15 protein-coding genes, 1 riboswitch and 1 other annotated feature are annotated in these 19,548 nt (G+C 36.9%); of the genes, 10 read left to right on the top strand and 5 right to left on the bottom strand.

Annotated features, from left to right (window positions below):
- The first annotated feature begins 104 nt into the window (after positions 1-104).
- The gene (locus ACIPKN_RS02405) at positions 105-821 is read left to right on the top strand and encodes a hypothetical protein (RefSeq protein WP_400933022.1); all 717 of its coding nucleotides are present in this window, start codon (positions 105-107) and stop codon (positions 819-821) included.
- A 128-nt stretch (positions 822-949) separates the two neighbouring features.
- Here ACIPKN_RS02405 and ACIPKN_RS02410 read toward each other — a convergent pair whose 3' ends face one another.
- Positions 950-2,239, bottom strand: a complete 1,290-nt coding sequence (locus tag ACIPKN_RS02410) for a replication-associated recombination protein A (RefSeq protein WP_400933024.1) — start codon at positions 2,237-2,239, stop codon at positions 950-952.
- Positions 2,240-2,440: 201 nt separating this feature from the next.
- Between ACIPKN_RS02410 and cymR the strand changes: the two genes are divergently transcribed.
- The 4 genes from cymR (at position 2,441) to ACIPKN_RS02430 (ending at position 6,009) form a co-directional block, all read left to right on the top strand.
- On the top strand, positions 2,441-2,860 hold the full coding sequence (cymR, locus tag ACIPKN_RS02415) for a cysteine metabolism transcriptional regulator CymR (RefSeq protein ID WP_132356936.1): 420 nt from the start codon (positions 2,441-2,443) through the stop codon (positions 2,858-2,860).
- A 79-nt stretch (positions 2,861-2,939) separates the two neighbouring features.
- Positions 2,940-4,088: a cysteine desulfurase family protein gene (locus tag ACIPKN_RS02420; protein WP_400933027.1), complete on the top strand. Its 1,149-nt coding sequence runs from the start codon at positions 2,940-2,942 to the stop codon at positions 4,086-4,088.
- Positions 4,089-4,142: 54 nt separating this feature from the next.
- Positions 4,143-5,267, top strand: a complete 1,125-nt coding sequence (mnmA, locus tag ACIPKN_RS02425; protein WP_142508960.1) for a tRNA 2-thiouridine(34) synthase MnmA — start codon at positions 4,143-4,145, stop codon at positions 5,265-5,267.
- A gap of 82 nt (positions 5,268-5,349) precedes the next feature.
- Positions 5,350-6,009: a tetratricopeptide repeat protein gene (locus tag ACIPKN_RS02430; protein ID WP_400933029.1), complete on the top strand. Its 660-nt coding sequence runs from the start codon at positions 5,350-5,352 to the stop codon at positions 6,007-6,009.
- A gap of 46 nt (positions 6,010-6,055) precedes the next feature.
- Here the strand turns inward: ACIPKN_RS02430 and ACIPKN_RS02435 are convergent, their stop codons facing one another.
- The 3 genes from ACIPKN_RS02435 to hisA form a co-directional block, all read right to left on the bottom strand.
- Positions 6,056-6,799, bottom strand: coding sequence for a GTP pyrophosphokinase (locus tag ACIPKN_RS02435; RefSeq protein WP_400933031.1), 744 nt, complete (start codon positions 6,797-6,799; stop codon positions 6,056-6,058).
- Between the two features lie 170 nt (positions 6,800-6,969).
- Positions 6,970-7,251 carry a hypothetical protein gene (locus tag ACIPKN_RS02440; RefSeq protein WP_400933033.1) on the bottom strand — a complete coding sequence of 94 codons (282 nt, stop codon included), beginning with the start codon at positions 7,249-7,251 and terminating at the stop codon, positions 6,970-6,972.
- Positions 7,248-8,015 carry a phosphoribosylformimino-5-aminoimidazole carboxamide ribotide isomerase gene (hisA, locus tag ACIPKN_RS02445; protein WP_400933035.1) on the bottom strand — a complete coding sequence of 256 codons (768 nt, stop codon included), beginning with the start codon at positions 8,013-8,015 and terminating at the stop codon, positions 7,248-7,250. The genes ACIPKN_RS02440 and hisA overlap by 4 nt, the downstream gene beginning before the upstream one ends.
- A 487-nt stretch (positions 8,016-8,502) precedes the next feature.
- On the opposite strand from hisA, the gene recD2 reads away from it, so the two are divergent.
- Together recD2 and ACIPKN_RS02455 are read left to right on the top strand one after the other, a co-directional pair.
- Positions 8,503-10,923 carry an SF1B family DNA helicase RecD2 gene (recD2, locus tag ACIPKN_RS02450; protein ID WP_400933037.1) on the top strand — a complete coding sequence of 807 codons (2,421 nt, stop codon included), beginning with the start codon at positions 8,503-8,505 and terminating at the stop codon, positions 10,921-10,923.
- A 181-nt stretch (positions 10,924-11,104) separates the two neighbouring features.
- Positions 11,105-12,820: a polysaccharide deacetylase family protein gene (locus ACIPKN_RS02455; RefSeq protein ID WP_400933039.1), complete on the top strand. Its 1,716-nt coding sequence runs from the start codon at positions 11,105-11,107 to the stop codon at positions 12,818-12,820.
- Positions 12,821-12,972: 152 nt separating this feature from the next.
- Here ACIPKN_RS02455 and ACIPKN_RS02460 read toward each other — a convergent pair whose 3' ends face one another.
- The gene (locus ACIPKN_RS02460; RefSeq protein ID WP_370075369.1) at positions 12,973-13,161 is read right to left on the bottom strand and encodes a hypothetical protein; all 189 of its coding nucleotides are present in this window, start codon (positions 13,159-13,161) and stop codon (positions 12,973-12,975) included.
- Positions 13,162-13,504: 343 nt separating this feature from the next.
- On the opposite strand from ACIPKN_RS02460, the gene hpaB reads away from it, so the two are divergent.
- From hpaB to alaS, 3 genes are all read left to right on the top strand, one after another.
- Complete coding sequence (gene hpaB / locus ACIPKN_RS02465) at positions 13,505-14,941, top strand: 4-hydroxyphenylacetate 3-monooxygenase, oxygenase component (protein WP_400933042.1); 1,437 nt, start codon at positions 13,505-13,507, stop codon at positions 14,939-14,941.
- 96 nt (positions 14,942-15,037) lie between these two features.
- A riboswitch (M-box (ykoK) riboswitch) is annotated at positions 15,038-15,203 on the top strand.
- A 285-nt stretch (positions 15,204-15,488) separates the two neighbouring features.
- Positions 15,489-16,454 carry a magnesium transporter CorA family protein gene (locus ACIPKN_RS02470; protein WP_400933044.1) on the top strand — a complete coding sequence of 322 codons (966 nt, stop codon included), beginning with the start codon at positions 15,489-15,491 and terminating at the stop codon, positions 16,452-16,454.
- Between the two features lie 70 nt (positions 16,455-16,524).
- Positions 16,525-16,739, top strand: a binding site (T-box leader).
- A 111-nt stretch (positions 16,740-16,850) separates the two neighbouring features.
- Complete coding sequence (gene alaS, locus ACIPKN_RS02475) at positions 16,851-19,511, top strand: alanine--tRNA ligase (protein ID WP_400933046.1); 2,661 nt, start codon at positions 16,851-16,853, stop codon at positions 19,509-19,511.
- Positions 19,512-19,548: the final 37 nt, after the last annotated feature.

The following is a 19,548-nucleotide window of genomic DNA, read 5'->3' on the forward strand; positions in this document are numbered from 1 at the left end:
AGCATAATGGCTCAAGCATCAATAGTAACGGAATTAACTATACGTTATGGTGATGATAAAGATTTATTCCATGCTGTATGAATTTATAGGAAAGGGGCAGTTCAATGTTAATAAACGGTATCGACATCGATTTGTCGAAATTAGAAAAACCGCTCTTATTAGTAAGTGAGAGTGAGGAACTTCTATTTCAACAGCTTATACAAGAAACACTTGAACATGAGCTTACCCAATATCAATTAGCCTTATCAACAAGGAAATCTATCTCATTAGTTAGGGATTTTTGGTTCGCTATGTATAAAGATCGAGAGAAATTATATATCAACAGCGGACATGCGCTCTTGTATCCAATTCGTTTAATCATATTCGAAGTTGTGACACAAGACGACTCCTTTAAACGTTTGTCGAAAAAATCTTTTGGAGATGAGTGTCTGTCACTTATTTATGCCATTGTCCTATTACAATTTGTCTTATTGTGGATAAAGGAACGTTTTAGTGATAACAAGGAAGTATATGAGTCATTAAAATTTTTATATAGAACAACTGATAATAATATAGATGATCAATCCTCTCCATCAAGAGAGCAATCAATTGGTCAAGCAATTGCTGTAAAAGCAATTCGTTCTGAAGTACGGGAGAACTCCCAGGAATTTGCTAGTCTACTCTATCAAACCTATAATTTTCTTCATTATTTACATGATATCGAAAAGGGCAAAGAGGAGAAAGAAACGACGAGACAGCCATCGATGAAAGATGTGGAAGATACATTGAACCGATTTTACGAAACACGCTACACAACAAATAAGGCAACCTTCACAGGATGATTGTTTAGTAGTCTGTCCTGTTTTTTTAGAGAAAGGGTAATAAGATAAAAAAATAAGGCGCTTCTTGTTAAAATTGAAGTGCCCTATTTTCATAAAAAAACGATCTTATATGTTTTTCAGTACTCTTATTACTTTTTATCCTTATGAAAAGATTTAAGCTTTTCGTAGATCCCTGCCATTCGTTTTTCTTCACCCGCAATAACAGGTTTATAAAATTCTGTGCCTACAAGCTCATCCGGTAAATATTGCTGGTCTATCCATCCACCAAATGTTCCGATGGGGCTGTTGTGGGGATATTGATAGCCTACATGACCTAAATCTTTTGCCCCTTCATAGTGAGCATCGCGTAGATGATGTGGAATATCGCCTGTTTTTCCTGCATGAATGCTGGCAATGGCGGCATCAATCGCTACAATTGCAGAATTGGATTTAGAAGCAAGGCACATTTCAATAATAGCACTTGCAAGCGGAATACGCGCCTCTGGTAGTCCTAGACGCTCTGCCGCTTGTACAGCCGCAAGCATATGCGGTCCTACTTCAGGGTTGGCAAGGCCTATATCTTCATAAGCCATAACTAGTAAGCGTCGACTAACAGCTACTAAATCACCTGTTTCCAATAAATGAGCTAAATAATACATTGCTGCATTCGTATCACTTCCACGAACTGATTTTTGTAACGCAGATAGCAAATTATAAAAATGGGATCCTTTTTTATCACCATAAACGCCAATTCTGCCAACAAGATGCTCAATGATATGATCAGCAGCGATTGTTTGACCGTCTACTTCATCACTTGCATAATAAATTGATTCAAGCAAAGTTAATGCCTTCCGTGCGTCACCATTAGCTGCTTCAGCAATTTGATTAATTTGATGATCTGTTAATATAAAGTGATATTTACCTAGCCCGCGTCTTTCATCAGAAAGTGCTTTTTTTATAAGCTCGATTATATTTTCGTTCGTTAAACGTTTTAGTTGATATATTTCTCCACAACGTGAGCGGATAGCGGGATTGACATCATGGTACGGATTTTCCGTTGTCGCTCCAATTAACACGATCGAGCCGTTTTCAACATGTGGCAACAAAGCATCCTGTTGTAATTTATTAAAACGATGAATCTCATCCAAAAAAAGAAGGACTTTTCCTGTGATTCTAGCTTCTTGTACAATATCCTCGACGTCTTTTTTACCAGCACGAGTAGCATTAAGCGCGAAAAAGGGGAGCCTCGAGCTTCCTGCTATGGCATTCGCTATTGACGTTTTGCCGATACCTGGCTCACCATATAGCAGCATGGATGGAACATGTTCATTTTGAATCATTTTATAAAGAGCGGTGTTAGGACCGATAAAATCCTGCTGTCCTTCAATTTCATCGAGGGTTAAAGGACGCATGCGATAAGCGAGTGGTTCATTATGCATTAAAATTCCCCCTTTCAACTGTTTTCAATGATTTTTGTTTTTTGTGCTTAGAATGAAGCGTTATATAGTATTTTACCTAATTATTTTAAGGTGCAATTAATAGTATATCATAACCTTCCGAGTGTATTTCCGAGTTCTTCGAGAGGAGATTATGATATACTGTTGGTAGTATTTTTGACTAGACTATTTGAGGGTGATAAAATGAAAATTTCTACAAAGGGCCGTTATGGTCTAACGATTATGATTGAATTAGCAAAGCATTATGGTGAAGGGCCTATCCCACTACGCAAAATTGCTGCTGAAAAGGATCTTTCTGAGGCATACTTAGAGCAGTTAGTTTCACCATTACGTAATTCAGGCTTAGTGAAAAGTGTACGCGGTGCATATGGTGGGTATATGCTAGCAAATCCACCAAGTGAAATTTCAGCGGCTAATGTTATTAGCGTGTTAGAGGGTCCAATTCAACCAGTAGAAGGTATTGAAAATGAAGAAGCACCTCAGCGAGAGTTATGGCTCCGCATTCGTGATGCTGTGAAAAATGTATTAGATACAACGACAATTGAGGATTTAGCTCAATATACTGAGGAAAATGTAGCGGAAGGCTATATGTTCTATATTTAAAATTAGGCTAAAGCACATCTCTCTACCCAAAGGTAGAGAGATGAGTCTTTAGCGCTTTTCGTACAAAGGAGTTTTCAACATGAATTCATATATTTATCTTGATCATGCAGCGTCATCACCAATGAATGACAAAGTAATAGACGCTATGACTACAGCAATGCAACAGGTTTATGGGAATGCATCAAGTATTCATGGGATAGGTCGAGAGGCACGTAAATATTTAGATAATGCACGTGAAATACTTGCCCAATCAATTGGTGCTCAGCCTGGAGAAATTATTATAACAAGTGGCGGAACAGAGGCGGATAATACGGCTATTTTTGGTACTGTTTATGCACGGGCTGCTGAAGGGAAGCATATCATTACCACACAAATTGAACATCACGCGGTGTTACATACTTGTGAAAAGCTTGAGCGAGATGGCTTTGATGTGACATATTTGCCGGTTGATGGGAATGGCCGTGTTTCTGTAGAAGATGTGCGAAATGCATTGCGAGAGGATACAATTTTAGTAACGATTATGTACGGCAATAATGAAGTTGGTACGATTCAACCGATTGCTGAAATTGGTGACTTGTTACGTAAACATAAGGCTATTTTTCATACAGATGCCGTTCAGGCATATGGTTTAGAGTCAATTAATGTTGCTGATCTCCATGTTGATTTACTAAGTGTTTCAGCTCATAAGATTAATGGTCCTAAAGGTATTGGTTTCCTATACCAAAAAGCTGGGACACCATACACTAGTTATGCATTTGGGGGAGCACACGAGAAAAAACGTCGTGCAGGTACTGAAAATGTGCCTGCAGTGATTGGTTTTGCGACTGCAGTGCAAATTGCAAATGAGTTGCGAGAAGAAAAGCGCGCACTATACAATCGCTTTAAGCAAATTTTGCTGGATGTTTTCACGAAAGAGAATCTAGCATTTCATATGAATGGAGATTTAGGTAATACGCTCCCACACGTTTTAAATGTAAGTTTTTCTGGTATGGAAGTAGAGTCATTCTTAGTAAATCTTGATATGGCGGGTATTTGCGTATCGAGTGGTTCTGCGTGTACTGCTGGTTCCATTGACCCATCACACGTTTTAGTTGCGATGTTTGGACAAGGGACAGAGGAATTACGTAACTCAATCCGCTTTAGCTTCGGTCAAGGTTTAACAGATGATGATGTACAACATGCCGCAGAAAAAACAGCAGCGATTGTAAAAAGATTAGCCAAAAAATAATTTATTAAAATTATACATTTAATGGAATTTGAATAAAAGAAAAGGTGACCAATTATGAAAGAAACACGTGACCCCTCACAAATTCGTGTTGTAGTCGGCATGTCGGGTGGGGTAGATTCTTCGGTTGCTGCATATTTGTTAAAACAACAAGGATATGAAGTAATCGGGATATTTATGAAAAACTGGGATGATACAGACGAAAATGGCGTTTGTACAGCTACAGAAGACTATGATGATGTTATTAAAGTATGTAATCAAATCGGGATTCCATACTATGCAGTGAATTTTGAAAAACAATATTGGGATAAGGTTTTCACATACTTTTTAGAAGAGTATAAAGCAGGACGCACGCCAAATCCTGATGTAATGTGTAATAAGGAAATTAAATTTAAAGCGTTTTTAGAGCATGCGATGAATCTGGGAGCTGATTATTTAGCGACAGGTCACTATGCTCGAGTTGATCGTAGTGGCGAAGGCGAAGTTAAAATGCTTCGAGGCATTGATAATAATAAAGATCAAACGTATTTCTTAAACCAATTATCGCAGGAACAATTATCGCATGTAATGTTCCCAATTGGACATATTGAGAAAAAAGAAGTCCGTAAAATTGCGGAGGAAGCTGGGTTAGCTACAGCGAAGAAAAAAGATTCAACAGGAATTTGCTTTATTGGAGAGCGTAATTTCAAAGAATTTTTAAGTCAATATTTACCGGCGCAACCTGGTAAGATGGAGACAATGGATGGTGTCGTAATGGGCCAGCATGATGGATTAATGTACTATACGCTTGGTCAACGTCATGGTCTTGGAATTGGTGGCGACGGTGAACCTTGGTTCGTGTTAGGGAAAGATTTGGAGCGCAATGTGTTACTAGTTGGTCAAGGCTTCAATAATGATTCGCTATTTTCAACTTCACTGACTGCTGTGAAAATGAGCTATAGTTCGACAAAAAAATTGCCCGGGAAATTTTCATGCACAGCAAAATTCCGTTATCGTCAAACAGACACACCAGTAGAAGTGGAAATTTTAGAGGACGGACGTACACATATTACGTTTGCTGAGCCAGTACGTGCGATTACACCTGGACAAGCTGTGGTACTATACGACGGTGAAGAATGTTTAGGTGGCGGTACAATCGACGAAGTATTTAAAAATAATGAAAAACTAACATATGTAGGTTAATTTGCAAAAAGATTGCTTATACTCTTTCCTAAAGCGTATAGAGTTTAGGCAGTCTTTCGCTACATAGAGATGAGGAATAACAATGGATTTTAACGAGCAGGGCATTCAAGCGTTTCAAGAAAAGCGCTACGAGGATGCTGCACAACTTTTTACACAAGCGATTGAAGCAGAGCCTGAAAACCCAATTGGTTATGTGAACTTCGGAAATCTTTTAGCGGTCTTAGAGGATACTGAACGTGCAGAACGTTTTTTTCAAAAAGCAATTACAGTTGATGAAACGGCAGCAACTGCTTATTATGGTTTAGCAAATTTATATTATAATGCGGAACGATATGCAGAAGCAGCAAAGCTTTATGAGCAAGCACTAAAACATAAAATTGAAGGCGCAGATGTGTATTATATGATGGGCAAATGTTTTGAGCGAATGGAAAATCCGAAGCTTGCACTGCCATACTTACAACGAGCTTCAGAGCTTGCACCAGAAGACACACAAATTCGTCTAGCATATGCCATCGTGCTATGTGCGCTAGAAATGTTCGAAGAAGGTAAAAAGGAATTAGACTATTTGATCGAACAGGATTGGAATAACGCAGATGCACATTATAATTTAGGTGTACTATATGCGGTATCTACTGAGCAAACAGAAGATGCTATGTACCACCTAAAACAAGCCTTTACATTACAGCCAGAATACGACCAAGCACGTTATATTTATGATATGATTGCTCAGCGATTTAACTAAAATAATTTGAAAGGATGCCGAAACTAGTTCAGCATCCTTATTTATTTTAGTCTTCGTCATCTTCTGAAAGATCATCAAATGGTAGTTGATATATATATTGTGCTAAATGTGCAATTGGAGTAGTTTCTAAAATTGATGATTCTGTGTCGTTCGCTTTTAGAATATTGATTTCTTTATTAAGTCGCTCCATTTTTCGATCCAACTCAGCTACTTGAATAGCAGCCTCCTTCAATTCAAAACGGATATGTTCAGGTACTTCCTTGTTGTATTTGTAATAGATTTTATGTTCAAGGCTGGCCCAAAAGTCCATTGCAATTGTACGAATTTGAATTTCGACATATACCTTTTCCATACGATCGGACATAAAAATAGGGATTTTTATAATAAGATGCAAGCTTTGATAGCCATTTCCCTTTGGATAGGCAATATAATCCTTTACATCCACAACTTCTATATCATTTTGTGCCTGTAGCATTGCACTCACTTTATATATGTCTTCTACAAAGGAGCAAGTGATTCGAACACCTGCAATATCACGAATATCTTCTCGAATCACTTCAATAGATGGCTCAAGGTTCTTTTTCTTGACCTTCAATAATATGCTTTTCGGTGATTTTACGCGAGTTGATAAATGCTCTATCGGGTTATATTCATGAATTAGCTTAAACTCTTCTTGTAAAATAGTTATTTTCGTCTCAATTTCCTGCAAGGCAAATTTATAGACTAAAAAGAAGCGTGTTAATTCTGTTTGTAAAGTTTGTAAAGTGGTTGCTTCAAGTTCATTTTTCATACTTCATAAAATCCTTTCTTTTAGTAGTAACTAAATTATTTAATATTCAATATTAGCTTAACAAAAATAGTTACTAAATAGAAATAAGGGCTCCGAATCTATGTATAATATTCTTGATTCATAAATTTACTTTGTAAAAACAAAAAAGGGGTATCTAGTCCCCTTAGTAATTAAACGACAATTTCAGCATTTAAGTTGTATTGTTTATTAAATTCAAATATTTTTAAATCGATATAAATACCAACATAAGGCTCTGTTTCTTGATTACATAAGAAGTCGCTTGTTGTTTTTATAGATGTTGAAAACGCAAGTAGCATTTGTTCATCATCTAGTTGTCTATGCAACGAAAGAGAATTATCCTTTGTAGTTACCTTGAAATTTTTACCCTCTATAATGCGTTCTAAATTTGTTTCTTGAAAAGGAAAAACATAATCCTTATATATTAACTTCACAATAACTCGCCTTTTTTGCAATAATTCACCACATCTGAATAAGGTAAATCTCCACCAAAAATTGAAAGAGCGCTACCGATTGTCACATGAAGTCTACCATTTGCGATATTTTCAAATTTTTTTAAGTCGTCCAAAGAACGAACCCCACCAGCATATGTTGTTGGAATTGTTGTCCAAGTGGCTAAATCATGCACTAAGCTTTCTTGCATACCGCCTTTTTTTCCTTCCACATCAACAGCGTGAATAAGTAGTTCATCACAGAAATTTTCGATAAATGCAATAGACTCGGCATTTACTTCAAAGTCACTAAACTTTGTCCATTTATCAGTAACAACAAACCATTTTCCATCGCGCAGACGGCAGCTTAAATCGATGACAAGATGTTGTTTACCAACAATCTGTACTAATTGCTTTAGTCGATCTAAATGAAGCTTACCATCATAGAAAATAAATGATGTGACAATAACATGGGTAGCTCCCGCATCAATATACTTATTTGCATTTTCCGTGGTGATGCCGCCACCAACCTGCAACCCTTGAGGATATGCTGCTAATGCTACTAATGCAGCTTCTTCGTTTCCATCACCTAGCATAATGATGTGACCACCTGTTAATTGATCTTTAGCAAACATTTTTGCATAATAACTAGAGTCATGATTTGAAATAAAGTTCTCGATAACTTCTTGATCTTTATGACCTAGTGTGCTGCCAACAATTTGTTTTACTTTGCCATCGTGTAAATCAATGCAAGGTCTAAATTCCAATAGTTTCACAATCCTTCCGTGCGACAAATTCACCTATATCATAGCATGGAAAGGATGATGAAAACCGTGAAATGTTTTTTATCAATACAAATTTAACTTCTTTCAGCAAATGTTTTATGTAGCGAAAGCAAAATGTCAGCTAAGAGAAGTCTCCCACCTCTATAAGTGGTGAAACAAGGGTTTTAATCCCTTTACAGCGGGTATTGAAACATCGCTGAAATAGAGGAATGCATGCTTAGAGCTTCACATCCTGTGAAAACGCCAGAATGACCAACATCTTGCCGCTGCCGCTTCGCTTTCGCGCAATAAACATTTGTTGTTTGTTGACCTAAAGTGAAGCGGATGTCACGAAATTATACCTAGGCATAATTGATTAAAATGGATTAATATTGATTGAAATTTATTGAATTCTCTTTTTAAACGATTTTTCACGTTATGGTGTGGTAAAATAATATGGTTGAAATGAACACGAAAGGACGAACCGAGAATGGCAGAAAACCTGGATTTATTTGAACTAAATAAATTTTTTATACTCGGACGCCCAATCGTCTCTATCTTCCATAATGCACAAAATATGTATTCGATTGTTCGTGTGAAAATTCAAGAGACCAACTTACAGTATGAAGATAAGGAAATAATAGTTGTTGGATATTTTCCGCCGTTACAGATGGATGAACAATATCGTTTTACTGGTTTATTGAAACAACATCCAAAATATGGTGTGCAATTTCAAATTGAGACATTTACAAAGGAAGTACCAGCAACAGAGCAGGGCATTATTCATTACTTATCGAGTGATTTGTTTGTTGGAATCGGAAAAAAAACTGCTGAAACAATCGTAGAGAAATTAGGAGCAAATGCGTTACGTCTTATTTTAGAGGACCCAAATGCTCTTGATGCTGTGCCTCGTTTATCTGCTGAAAAAAAAGAGGTTATCCATCGTACCATTGAACAAAATCTAGGCTTAGAACGAGTGATGATCCAACTTAATGAATGGGGTTTCGGACCACAGCTCGGCATGAAAATTTACCAAACATATCGAACAGAGGCCGTTGAATTATTAACTGAAAATCCATATCGCCTGATTGAAGATGTAGAAGGTGTTGGTTTCTTTCGTGCCGACGAGCTAGGTGCAAAATTAGGAATTACTGGCAATCATCCAGACCGTATTAAGGCGGCGATTTTACATACTCTAAATACAGCAGCTTTATCGGATGGGCATGTGTATTTAGATGCAGAAAATGTTTTACCACTAGTAAAAAATATGCTTGAGCAAAGCCAACGAGAGGAAATTCCCTTTGAGATCATTTCTAAAGCTTGCATCGAATTGCGCGAGGAAAGTAAAATTTGCGGGGAAGAAACAAGGCTATATTTACCATCTCTATATTTCTCAGAAGTAGGAATTGCATCAAAAATATTAGCTTTAATCGAACGTAACAATAAGGCTGAACATTTTAGTAAGGACGAAATACGTAAAGCGATTGGTGAAACAGAAGAATTTCTTAATGTCACATATGCTGAAACGCAAGCGAATGCGATTGAACAAGCACTAAATTCCGCCGTTATGATTTTAACTGGTGGACCTGGGACAGGTAAAACAACTGTTGTTCGGGGTGTGGTAGAAGTGTATGCAAAGCTACATGGATTATCAATGAACCCGAAGGAATATGCACAAAAAGAAGAACCTTTTCCGATTATTTTATGTGCTCCAACAGGACGTGCAGCCAAGCGTCTATCGGAATCGACAGAACTTCCAGCAATGACAATTCATCGGTTGCTAGGCTTTACAGGTCAGGAAAAAGAGGAAGAAACTGAGCGTGAGGTAACAGGAAAACTCATTATTGTAGACGAAATGTCGATGGTCGATACTTGGCTCGCGCATCAACTATTAAAATCCTTGCATGAGGATGTACAAGTCGTTTTTGTAGGAGATCAAGATCAGCTTCCACCAGTAGGACCAGGACAAGTGTTAAAGGATTTGTTGGCATCCGGGCAAATACCTACTGTGGAATTGACAGATGTTTATCGACAAGCAGAGGGCTCAACGATTATTGAGCTTGCTCATCAAATTAAACGTGGTAATATCACAAATGACCTAACATTAAAAACGTCTGACCGTTCATTTATTAAAGCCTCCCCAGATCAGGTAGCAAGCGTTGTCACTCAGGTTGTGAAAAGTGCGGTTGTGAAAGGTCAAGAAATCCGTAATATCCAAGTGTTAGCACCTATGTACAAAGGTCCAGCAGGAATAGACAATTTAAATAAAATGATTCAAGAACTTATTAATCCAAACGATACTGGTACTAGAAAAGAGCTCGTTTTTGGTGATGTCACATATCGCATAAAGGACAAAGTTTTACAGCTTGTCAATCAACCAGAAAGCAATGTTTTTAATGGTGATATGGGTGAGGTAATTAGTATTATTAAGGCAAAGGAAACAATTGAGAAACAAGATTTGCTTGTTGTGTCATTCGACGGTATTGAAGTAACTTATCAACGAAGTGATCTCAATCAATTGACACTTGCCTACTGTTGTTCTATTCATAAATCGCAAGGCTCTGAGTTCCAAACAGTTATTATGCCGGTTGTACGAGGTTATTCTAAAATGCTGCGTCGTAATTTGTTATATACAGGTATTACGCGTGCTAAAAATTTCTTAATTTTATGTGGCGAGCCGGATGTGCTAGCAGATGGCTTACAGCGTACGGATGATTTACAGCGCTTTACGTCTCTCCGTGCAAGACTCAATCCAATGGAAATTGTAGAGGTAGAAACGATTCCATTAAACGAAGATTTACAACAAGAAAAACAATCCATTGATTTCAAACTAACGGTAGAAACAGAACCATATATCCATCCATTGATTGGAATGGAGGGTGTCTCGCCGTATGATTATTTAGATAAATGAGTTAATATCATAAATTTAATCCCTTTAGCACCAAGAGTTCTGAAACAATAGATTGGGCACCTCCTCAATAAGATCTTGGAAAATATGATTTATGAAATTAATACCAATAAACTTTTATTGGTTGGAAAATCGTCTAATGATTGCAGTAAAAGATAATTAAAAATTTTTTGAGGTGAATAAATTGAAACGCTTATTATTATTGCTTCTATTCATGATGCTATTACCTTTTGCAGAAAAAGCATATGCAAAAAATACTGTCATCCAAATGAATGAGGAAGCAACTGTCTTTGATAATCGTTCAGGCTCACTAATTCAGGTGGGGACATTATCTGCAGGACAAACTTTTGAAGTAACAAAAGATTATGGAGCCAATTGGTGGCAAATTCGTTGGGCTGGTTATTATGGTTATGTTGAAAAACGTTATACAACCGTTGTTCCAGCAACAACTTATAAAAACACAGTCCCAACTGTTGCTAAAATAACGGATTATATTGTCGCAACAAAGGTTGCACCGATTTACGATAATACTGGCAGTAAACTTGTTCAATTTGCTACATTGTCAGAGGGAGTTCGCTTCCCTATATTTAGCGGAATGGGTAATTGGTATGGAATTGCTGTGAACGGACGCTTAGGCTACGTACATAGTAATTTTGTAGTGAAAGAAAAAGGTCAAAATTCAACAAATACAAATACAAATACAAATACAAATACCACAAAGCCTGTTGAAGGACCAACTACAACTCCTCCTCCTCCTAGTAAACAAAATGGCTATATAGAGGCGTTAGAAAACGTAATGCTTTATGATTTCCGCCGTGAAGAAGAGATGGCTATTGCTACGTTAATAAAAGGGCAACAGCTAGAAGTTGTAGATTCAATGGACCCAATATATGTTCAAGTTCGTTGGGGGAAATCATATGTTTATGCCGAAAAATCAAAGGTGAAATTTTTAAATACTCCTTCATATAAAAATGTTGGTAAGGACAATGACATGAAAAATGAGTATTTCATCCCTACTTCTGCAAACAGTGAGATTTATGATAATAAAACAAAAGCGATGCAGCCATTTGCTAAACTAGATACAAATCGCCGTTATCCGATATTGCGGAAAGAAGGGGCTTGGTACGTAACAGTACTTGGCGGCCGTGAAGGATATATCCATAGCTCTAAAGTAGCGATTGATCGTGGCGTTCCAGTAATGATGTATCATCATGTATTAAAAGAGCATGAGCTTGGGCGTTTCAAAAATTTAAGTACTACGGTAACAGATGTTCAATTTACAAAAGAAATGCAGTATTTAAAAAGTAAAAACTACGAAACCATTACTGTAGATGAATTATGGCGTTTTATGCGCAATGAAATTACACTGCCTGCCTATTCAATTGTTTTGACTTTTGATGATGGCCTATTGTCGACACGTGAATATGCGTATCCTGTACTTAAAAACAATGGCTTTAAAGCTACACAATTTTTAATTACGTCCCGTAATGAAAGTGCGAAAGATGGGCAAATTTTTAATTATAATGATTTACAGCCCCTTTCACGTCAAGATATAACAAATATGCAAGATGTTTTTGCGTTTGATTCACACACTTACAATTTACATGTTTTAGAAGGGAATAAAGGCAAAATGCTTCTAACCCCTTATCGTGAGGTTGTTCAGGATTTACAGCGTAGTATAGCAATTATTCCGAATGCTAAGGCTTTTGCTTATCCGTTTGGGCAATATAATGCGAATATCATTAATGCGGTAAAGGAAGTTGGATTCACAATGGCATTTTCAACGAAGCATGGCTATAACAATCCGTACGATGATGTCTATCAAATTAAACGCTTATCTAGTAATCAACAAACAACAAATGCGCAATTCCAAAAAATGGTTCTCCCATACGCGCAGTAAAATTTATAAAACCCGATCAATTCTGAATTGATCGGGTTTTTTGTGCGATTTTTTAACTTCTTCCAGCGGGTGTCCAAACATCTGCTGCTGACGCTTCGCTTTCGCGCAAAAAACATCTGCTGCTGCCGCTATGCTTTCGCGTGGCAATTGATTTAGTGAATACCAACTAAATGATGTTTAACGACTTCATATGCTTGGCAAACATTTTTAAATTGATCTTTTTCTTTGGCAATCATATCTGAAGCAATAGAAAATAAAAGATTTTCTTCATTATGATCCTCCATTTTATTCATTAAAGCAGCTTCCATTTCCGCAACATATGAGACGATTTGTTTATTCATATATATTCTCCTTTTATAAAAAGATGTTTTTGTTTTGGTTACGAAGCTATCTTACACCTACATATACAAAAAATCTAGCGAATCTGTACTAGTTGAAAAGGACTTTTTTGTGAATGTGTCGCAAAATTGAACTCGTTTAAAAAGTGCTAATTGAAATCGGTTTTATCTAAAGTAACTGAAAATCGTGCAATAATTGCAGACTTTTAACTGTATTTAAAAAGTAATACAGTATAGAGAAACTGAGGGTTTGCTATAATACAGTTGCCGTAATTGGAACCTAATATTAGGGAAATTCATATACTAATCAAGTATAAAAACATTTGTAACGTTTAGGGGTGACTGCATGCCAGTAATTACAGGAAAACAATATATTGACCGTATTGACGCTTTACAAACTTATATTTCGATTGATGGGAAAGTTGTCACAGGGAAGGTGTCTGAGCATCCAGCGTTTAAGGGAGTAATGCAGAGTCAGGCAAGGCTTTTTGATTTACAAAATGAAGAGGCATTGTTTGAAAAGATGACATATGTTTCACCAACAAGTAATAAGCGTGTAGGTATGTCTTTCCTTCAAGCGGTCACAGTCGATGATCTCGTGAAAAGACGTAATGCAATACGAGAGTGGGCATTATGCAATAATGGCCTTATGGGGAGAAGCCCGGATTACATGAATACGACATTAATGGCGCTAGCATCAGTAGCAGAATATTTGAAAGATAAGCCAAATTGCTTCCCGCAGCATTTGTTAAAATTTTATGAGTATGCTCGTGAGAACGATTTGACGATGACACATACATTTATCGAGCCACAAGTAAACCGTCAAAAATTTTATTTTGAAGATGAAGATGTAACAATTGCTGCTAAAATTGTAGATAAAACGAGCGAGGGATTAGTAATTAAAGGTGCGAGATTACTAGCGACACAGGGAGGAATTACAGATGAACTCCTTGTCATATCAACAAATGGTTTTGATGAAGGAAAAGGCTTTGCTTTCTCAATCCCAAGTAATACAAAAGGTTTAAAGTTTTTATGTAGGCAATCATTTGTCGGAGGGGAATCGGTTTTTGATTATCCATTAAGTAGTCGTTACGAGGAAATGGATGCAATCGTTGTGTTTGATAATGTTGTAGTGCCGTGGGAACGCGTCTTTTATTATGAGAATGTGGAAGTTGCCAATAATTTTTTGAACGTAAGTGGTTTTCAAACATATGGTTTACATCAAGTTCTGACACGTCAAATTGCTAAAACAGAATTTGTCTTAGGTGTTGTACAGTCAATTGTAAATACGATAAATATTGGCGGATATCAACATGTGCAGCAAAAGGTCGTGGATATCATCGTGACATTAGAAACGATGAAGGCCTTACTGATAAAGTCTGAAGTAGAAGCAAAAAGAGATGAATTTGGTTTTATAAGACCTGATCTTCCAACAGTACAAGTAGCTATTCAGATGTTCCCTAAAGTATATCCGACCTTTACAGAAATTATCCAGTTACTTGGCGCAAGCGGATTAATGTCCATTCCAAGTGAAAAAGCATTTACTGCGGATGACGGCGACCTTGAGCATTATTTACAGTCTTTTCAGGATGGTGGAAAGGAGCGCGTCAAAAAATTCCGCCTAGCTTGGGATTTAACGATGAGCAGCTTTGGTACAAGACAAACACTATATGAGCGCTTTTTCTTTGGGGACTCAGTTCGTTTAGCCAGCGCACTTTATAATTCTTATAATAGAGAAGAATTCGTTAATCGGGTAGAAAACTTTTTGAAAAATAATCATTAATTTTAGTGGGCAACTGTTTAAAGATTTTTAAAATTCGATGTTCCGTTTGACAGTTGTCACACTATGCATTATGATTTACAGGAACTATAAAAATAACAATCCCTTCGTTAGGTGAGGCTCCTATGCTGGAGATACGCTACTGCCCAAAAATGTCGAGAGACGCCAATGGGTCAACAGAAATCATCGAAATAAGGTGTTTTTTAACGTAGCTGGTGTAATCCCTATGCCGCATAGTGCTAAAACTCAACGTTTGAAGGAAGAAAGCAGAGTAGTTTTTTAACTATGCTGTTCTTTGATACGTGTATTCAACACGCCTTCATTCGTTGAAGGTGTGTTTTTGTTATTTAAGGAAGGTGATGAGAAATGGATAGTGGCCCTGAACCGAATACGAAAATGTTAGGTAGTAGTGAAGAATTAAGGATTGTCGATTTCTTATCGCCAAAAACGAATGGGTATTGATGAGAAACGCTTCTAAAACAAGCTAAATTATAATCAATAACGTCACCTATTTGTTTTCCTTAAATAATTAAACATGAGGTGAAGAACAATGATAAAAATCCATTATTTTAAAAAAGGAAATAGCGCAGTACAACATAATTTTGAGATTAAAGAATTTAATCATAACCTCCATGCTGAGGATTTGTTATGGGTTGATTTATATGCATACAATTACAACGACTTGAATGATATAGCTGAAATATTTGGTTTTCATCCATTAGCAGTTGAGGACTGTCTTAATGAAGGTTCACGTCCTAAAATGGATAATTATGGGGAATATAAATTTTTTGTTTTCCATGCACCAATTTATAATGAAAAAAGCAGCAATGAAATAACAACAGTAGAGTTAAACATTTTTATGGGTCCTAACTATGTTGTAACGGTTCATAAACAAAAACTTAAATGGCTAGGTCATATTGAGAATGTGTGTTTAAATAGTACAAAGTATTTAGATAAGGGTACCGATTTTCTATTGCATACAATTATCGATGGCATTACGGATGAATACTTCCCAGTTTTAGAGCGAATTAGAGCACGGATTGATGAGCTAGAAGAAGAAATATATGATTATGAACCAAAAGAAGTTACGGAAGAATTCCTTGCACTAAAAAGAACTATTATTTTAATTCGACAAGCAATTATGCCCCAAAAAAGAATTTTTTCAAATAGTAATGGACAGTGGAAATTTGAAATTCGTGAGGAAAATATACCTTTCTATAAAGATTTAAATGATCATCTAGAACGAATTGTAGAATCAACAGAAACTTATAGAGATTTAGTAAACAGTACTTTGGATACGTATTTTTCTATTATAAGTGGTAAATCAATAGAAAAGCTCAATTTATTAACGGTCATTTCAACTATTATGTTACCTTTATCAGTCATTACAAGCTTTTTCGGAATGAATGTTCCGTTACCATATCAAAATTCTCCAATAGCGACAATCATAATTACTGTGTTTCTAGTCGTTTTTACTTGGGGAATGTGGGCTTATTTTAAAAAAATGATTGCTTAGTTATGATTAGCAATTATAGTGCCAATTGACAGAAGAACATATTTTTTTTATAATTCTCGTTAGAAAATAGTAAAATACGATGATGGAAAAAGTACGTATTTGTGCGTGTAAAAGAAAGGGATTTCTTGGCTGAAAAAATCCTCACAATAGCAAATACCGAAAGCTACTCCAGAGTGCAGTTAATCCCTGCCGTTCACTTACGTTACAAGTGCTAAAGAGGTAAGTATACTTTTACTTACAACTAGGGTGGTACCGCGAGACAAATCACAAGTCCTCGTCCCTTTTTTGGGATGTGGGCTTTTTTATGTTTATCTGCGTGAAAGCTTACGCCAAGGCAAAATTGATTTGCGGATTCATTTCGTGATTTTACAAAACATATAGGGAGGAACTTTTCAAATGAAAGCAGTAGAAATTCGTCGCATGTATTTAGAATTCTTTAAAGAAAAAAGTCATCATCATGAACCATCAGCACCACTTGTGCCAATCAATGACCCATCATTACTTTGGATTAACTCAGGTGTCGCAACACTTAAACCATATTTCGATGGTCGTATCATTCCTGAAAATCCACGTATTACAAATGCACAAAAATCAATTCGTACAAATGATATTGAAAACGTAGGTAAAACGGCTCGACATCATACATTTTTCGAAATGCTAGGTAACTTCTCAATTGGGGATTACTTCAAAAAAGAAGCTATTCATTTCGCCTGGGAATTTTTAACGGACAAAAAATGGATGGGCTTTGACCCAGAGCTTTTATCTATTACGATCCATCCTGAAGATCAAGAGGCGTATGACGTTTGGCATAACGAAATTGGTATTCCTGAAGAGCGTTTAATCCGACTTGAGGGGAACTTCTGGGATATTGGTGAAGGTCCATCTGGTCCTAACTCAGAAATTTTTTATGACCGTGGGGAAGAATACGGTTCAGATGAAAATGATCCAGAAATGTACCCAGGTGGTGAAAATGAACGTTATCTTGAAATTTGGAACTTAGTGTTCTCTCAATTCAACCATAATCCTGATGGTACGTATACACCACTTCCAAAACAAAATATTGATACTGGTATGGGGCTAGAGCGTATCGTATCAGTTGTTCAAAATGTTCCAACGAACTTTGATACTGATTTATTCATGCCGATTATTGAAAAAATTGAGCAGTTAGCGAATCGCAAATACAAACGTCCAGGTGAAGTAGCACTAAGTGAAATCTTCGGTTCGGAAGAGGATATTAATACACCATTTAAAGTTATCGCTGACCATATCCGTACAGTGGCGTTTGCCATTGGTGACGGTGCTCTTCCTTCAAATGAAGGTCGTGGTTATGTATTACGTCGTTTACTACGTCGTGCAGTGCGCTATGCAAAACAAATCGGCATTGAAAAGCCATTTATGTTTGAATTAGTACCGACTGTTGGTGAAATTATGAATGATTTCTACCCAGAAGTAACGGAAAAATGTGAGTTTATCCAACGTGTTATTAAAAATGAAGAAATTCGCTTCCATGAAACATTAGACGGTGGTCTTGCTATCTTTAACGAAGTAGTAGAAGCTCAAAAAGCAGCTGGCCATGACTATATTCCAGGTGCAGATGCATTCCGATTATATGATACTTATGGTTTCCCAATCGAATTAACAGAAGAGTATGCAGAAGAAGTAGACATGAAGGTAGATCATGAAGGCTTTGAAGCAGCAATGGAAGAACAACGTGAACGCGCACGTGCAGCTCGTCAAGATGTGGATTCTATGCAAGTACAAAACGAAGTGTTAGCAAACTTGACGGTTGCGAGTGAATTTGTTGGTTATGATACATTAACGACAAATACAGAAATTGCAGCGATCATTGTCAACGGGCAAGTGTCAAAGGTAGCATCTGAAGGGCAAGAAGCATTAGTTATTTTAGCTAAAACACCATTCTATGCTGAAATGGGTGGTCAAATAGCGGATAGCGGTGTTATTTCTAATGATAACTTTACTGCTATTGTAAAAGATGTACAAAAAGCTCCAAATGGTCAGCCGCTTCATACTGTACTTGTAGAATCTGGCGAAATGCAAGTTGAAGATGCAGTGAAAGCAGTAGTTAGCCGTGAAGAACGTAATTTAATTATTAAAAACCATACAGCAACACATATTATGCAACGTGCGCTAAAAGATGTACTGGGCGACCATGTTAGCCAAGCAGGATCATATGTAGGACCTGATCGCTTACGCTTTGACTTCTCTCACTTCGGACAAGTGACAAAAGAGGAATTACAACAAATTGAACGTATTGTAAATGAAAAAGTGTGGGATGATATAGAGGTTGTTATTGAAGAAAAAGGCATCGATGAAGCGAAAGCTATGGGAGCAATGGCGCTATTCGGTGAGAAATATGGCGATATCGTTCGCGTTGTTTCAATTGGTGACTACTCTATTGAGCTTTGCGGTGGTATTCACGTAAAACGTTCTTCTGAAATTGGTTTCTTCAAAATTGTTTCAGAAGGTGGTATCGGTGCAGGTACACGTCGTATCGAGGCTGTGACGGGTAAAGTTGCTTATGAAGCAGTAAAAGAGGAAGAAGCTCTATTAAACGATGCTGCAGCATTATTAAAAGCAAATTCAAAAGATATTGTGACAAAAGTACAAGCGTTACAAGCTGACTACAAAGATTTACAACGTGAAAATGAGGCATTATCACAAAAAATCGCGAATGCACAAGCAGGCGCAATTGTGGATGCAGCGCAAACTTTTGGGGATGTAACTGTTTTATCTACTAAAGTTGAGGCGAAGGACAATAATCAACTTCGTCAAATGATGGACGACTTGAAAGCAAAAATGCCTAAAGCTGTTATCGTTCTTGGTGCTGTCGATGGCGAAAAAGTTATGCTATGTGCTGGTGTAACAAAAGATTTAGTTGGTGGTAATTACCACGCAGGAAATATCGTAAAAATGGTAGCTGAAGCATGTGGTGGTAAAGGTGGCGGTCGTCCAGATATGGCGATGGCAGGTGCGAAAGAAGGGTCAAAACTTGATGAAGCACTACTTTCTGTGTATGATTATGTTAAATCCATTTAATTAATCCGCCAAAACATGTTATAATAAAGAGAAATTG

The sequence above is a fragment of the Lysinibacillus sp. NPDC086135 genome, assembly GCF_044746345.1.
In the GTDB taxonomy this organism is placed as follows: Bacteria; Bacillota; Bacilli; order Bacillales_A; family Planococcaceae; genus Lysinibacillus.

Coding starts and splice junctions, on each gene's coding strand:
- ACIPKN_RS02470 (WP_400933044.1), top strand. CDS start 15,489: ATGATAAAAATCCATTATTTTAAAAAAGGAAATAGCGCAGTACAACAT.
- ACIPKN_RS02405 (WP_400933022.1), top strand. CDS start 105: ATGTTAATAAACGGTATCGACATCGATTTGTCGAAATTAGAAAAACCG.
- recD2 (WP_400933037.1), top strand. CDS start 8,503: ATGGCAGAAAACCTGGATTTATTTGAACTAAATAAATTTTTTATACTC.
- cymR (WP_132356936.1), top strand. CDS start 2,441: ATGAAAATTTCTACAAAGGGCCGTTATGGTCTAACGATTATGATTGAA.
- ACIPKN_RS02460 (WP_370075369.1), bottom strand. CDS start 13,161: ATGAATAAACAAATCGTCTCATATGTTGCGGAAATGGAAGCTGCTTTA.
- alaS (WP_400933046.1), top strand. CDS start 16,851: ATGAAAGCAGTAGAAATTCGTCGCATGTATTTAGAATTCTTTAAAGAA.
- ACIPKN_RS02435 (WP_400933031.1), bottom strand. CDS start 6,799: ATGAAAAATGAACTTGAAGCAACCACTTTACAAACTTTACAAACAGAA.
- ACIPKN_RS02420 (WP_400933027.1), top strand. CDS start 2,940: ATGAATTCATATATTTATCTTGATCATGCAGCGTCATCACCAATGAAT.
- mnmA (WP_142508960.1), top strand. CDS start 4,143: ATGAAAGAAACACGTGACCCCTCACAAATTCGTGTTGTAGTCGGCATG.
- ACIPKN_RS02410 (WP_400933024.1), bottom strand. CDS start 2,239: ATGCATAATGAACCACTCGCTTATCGCATGCGTCCTTTAACCCTCGAT.
- ACIPKN_RS02430 (WP_400933029.1), top strand. CDS start 5,350: ATGGATTTTAACGAGCAGGGCATTCAAGCGTTTCAAGAAAAGCGCTAC.
- hpaB (WP_400933042.1), top strand. CDS start 13,505: ATGCCAGTAATTACAGGAAAACAATATATTGACCGTATTGACGCTTTA.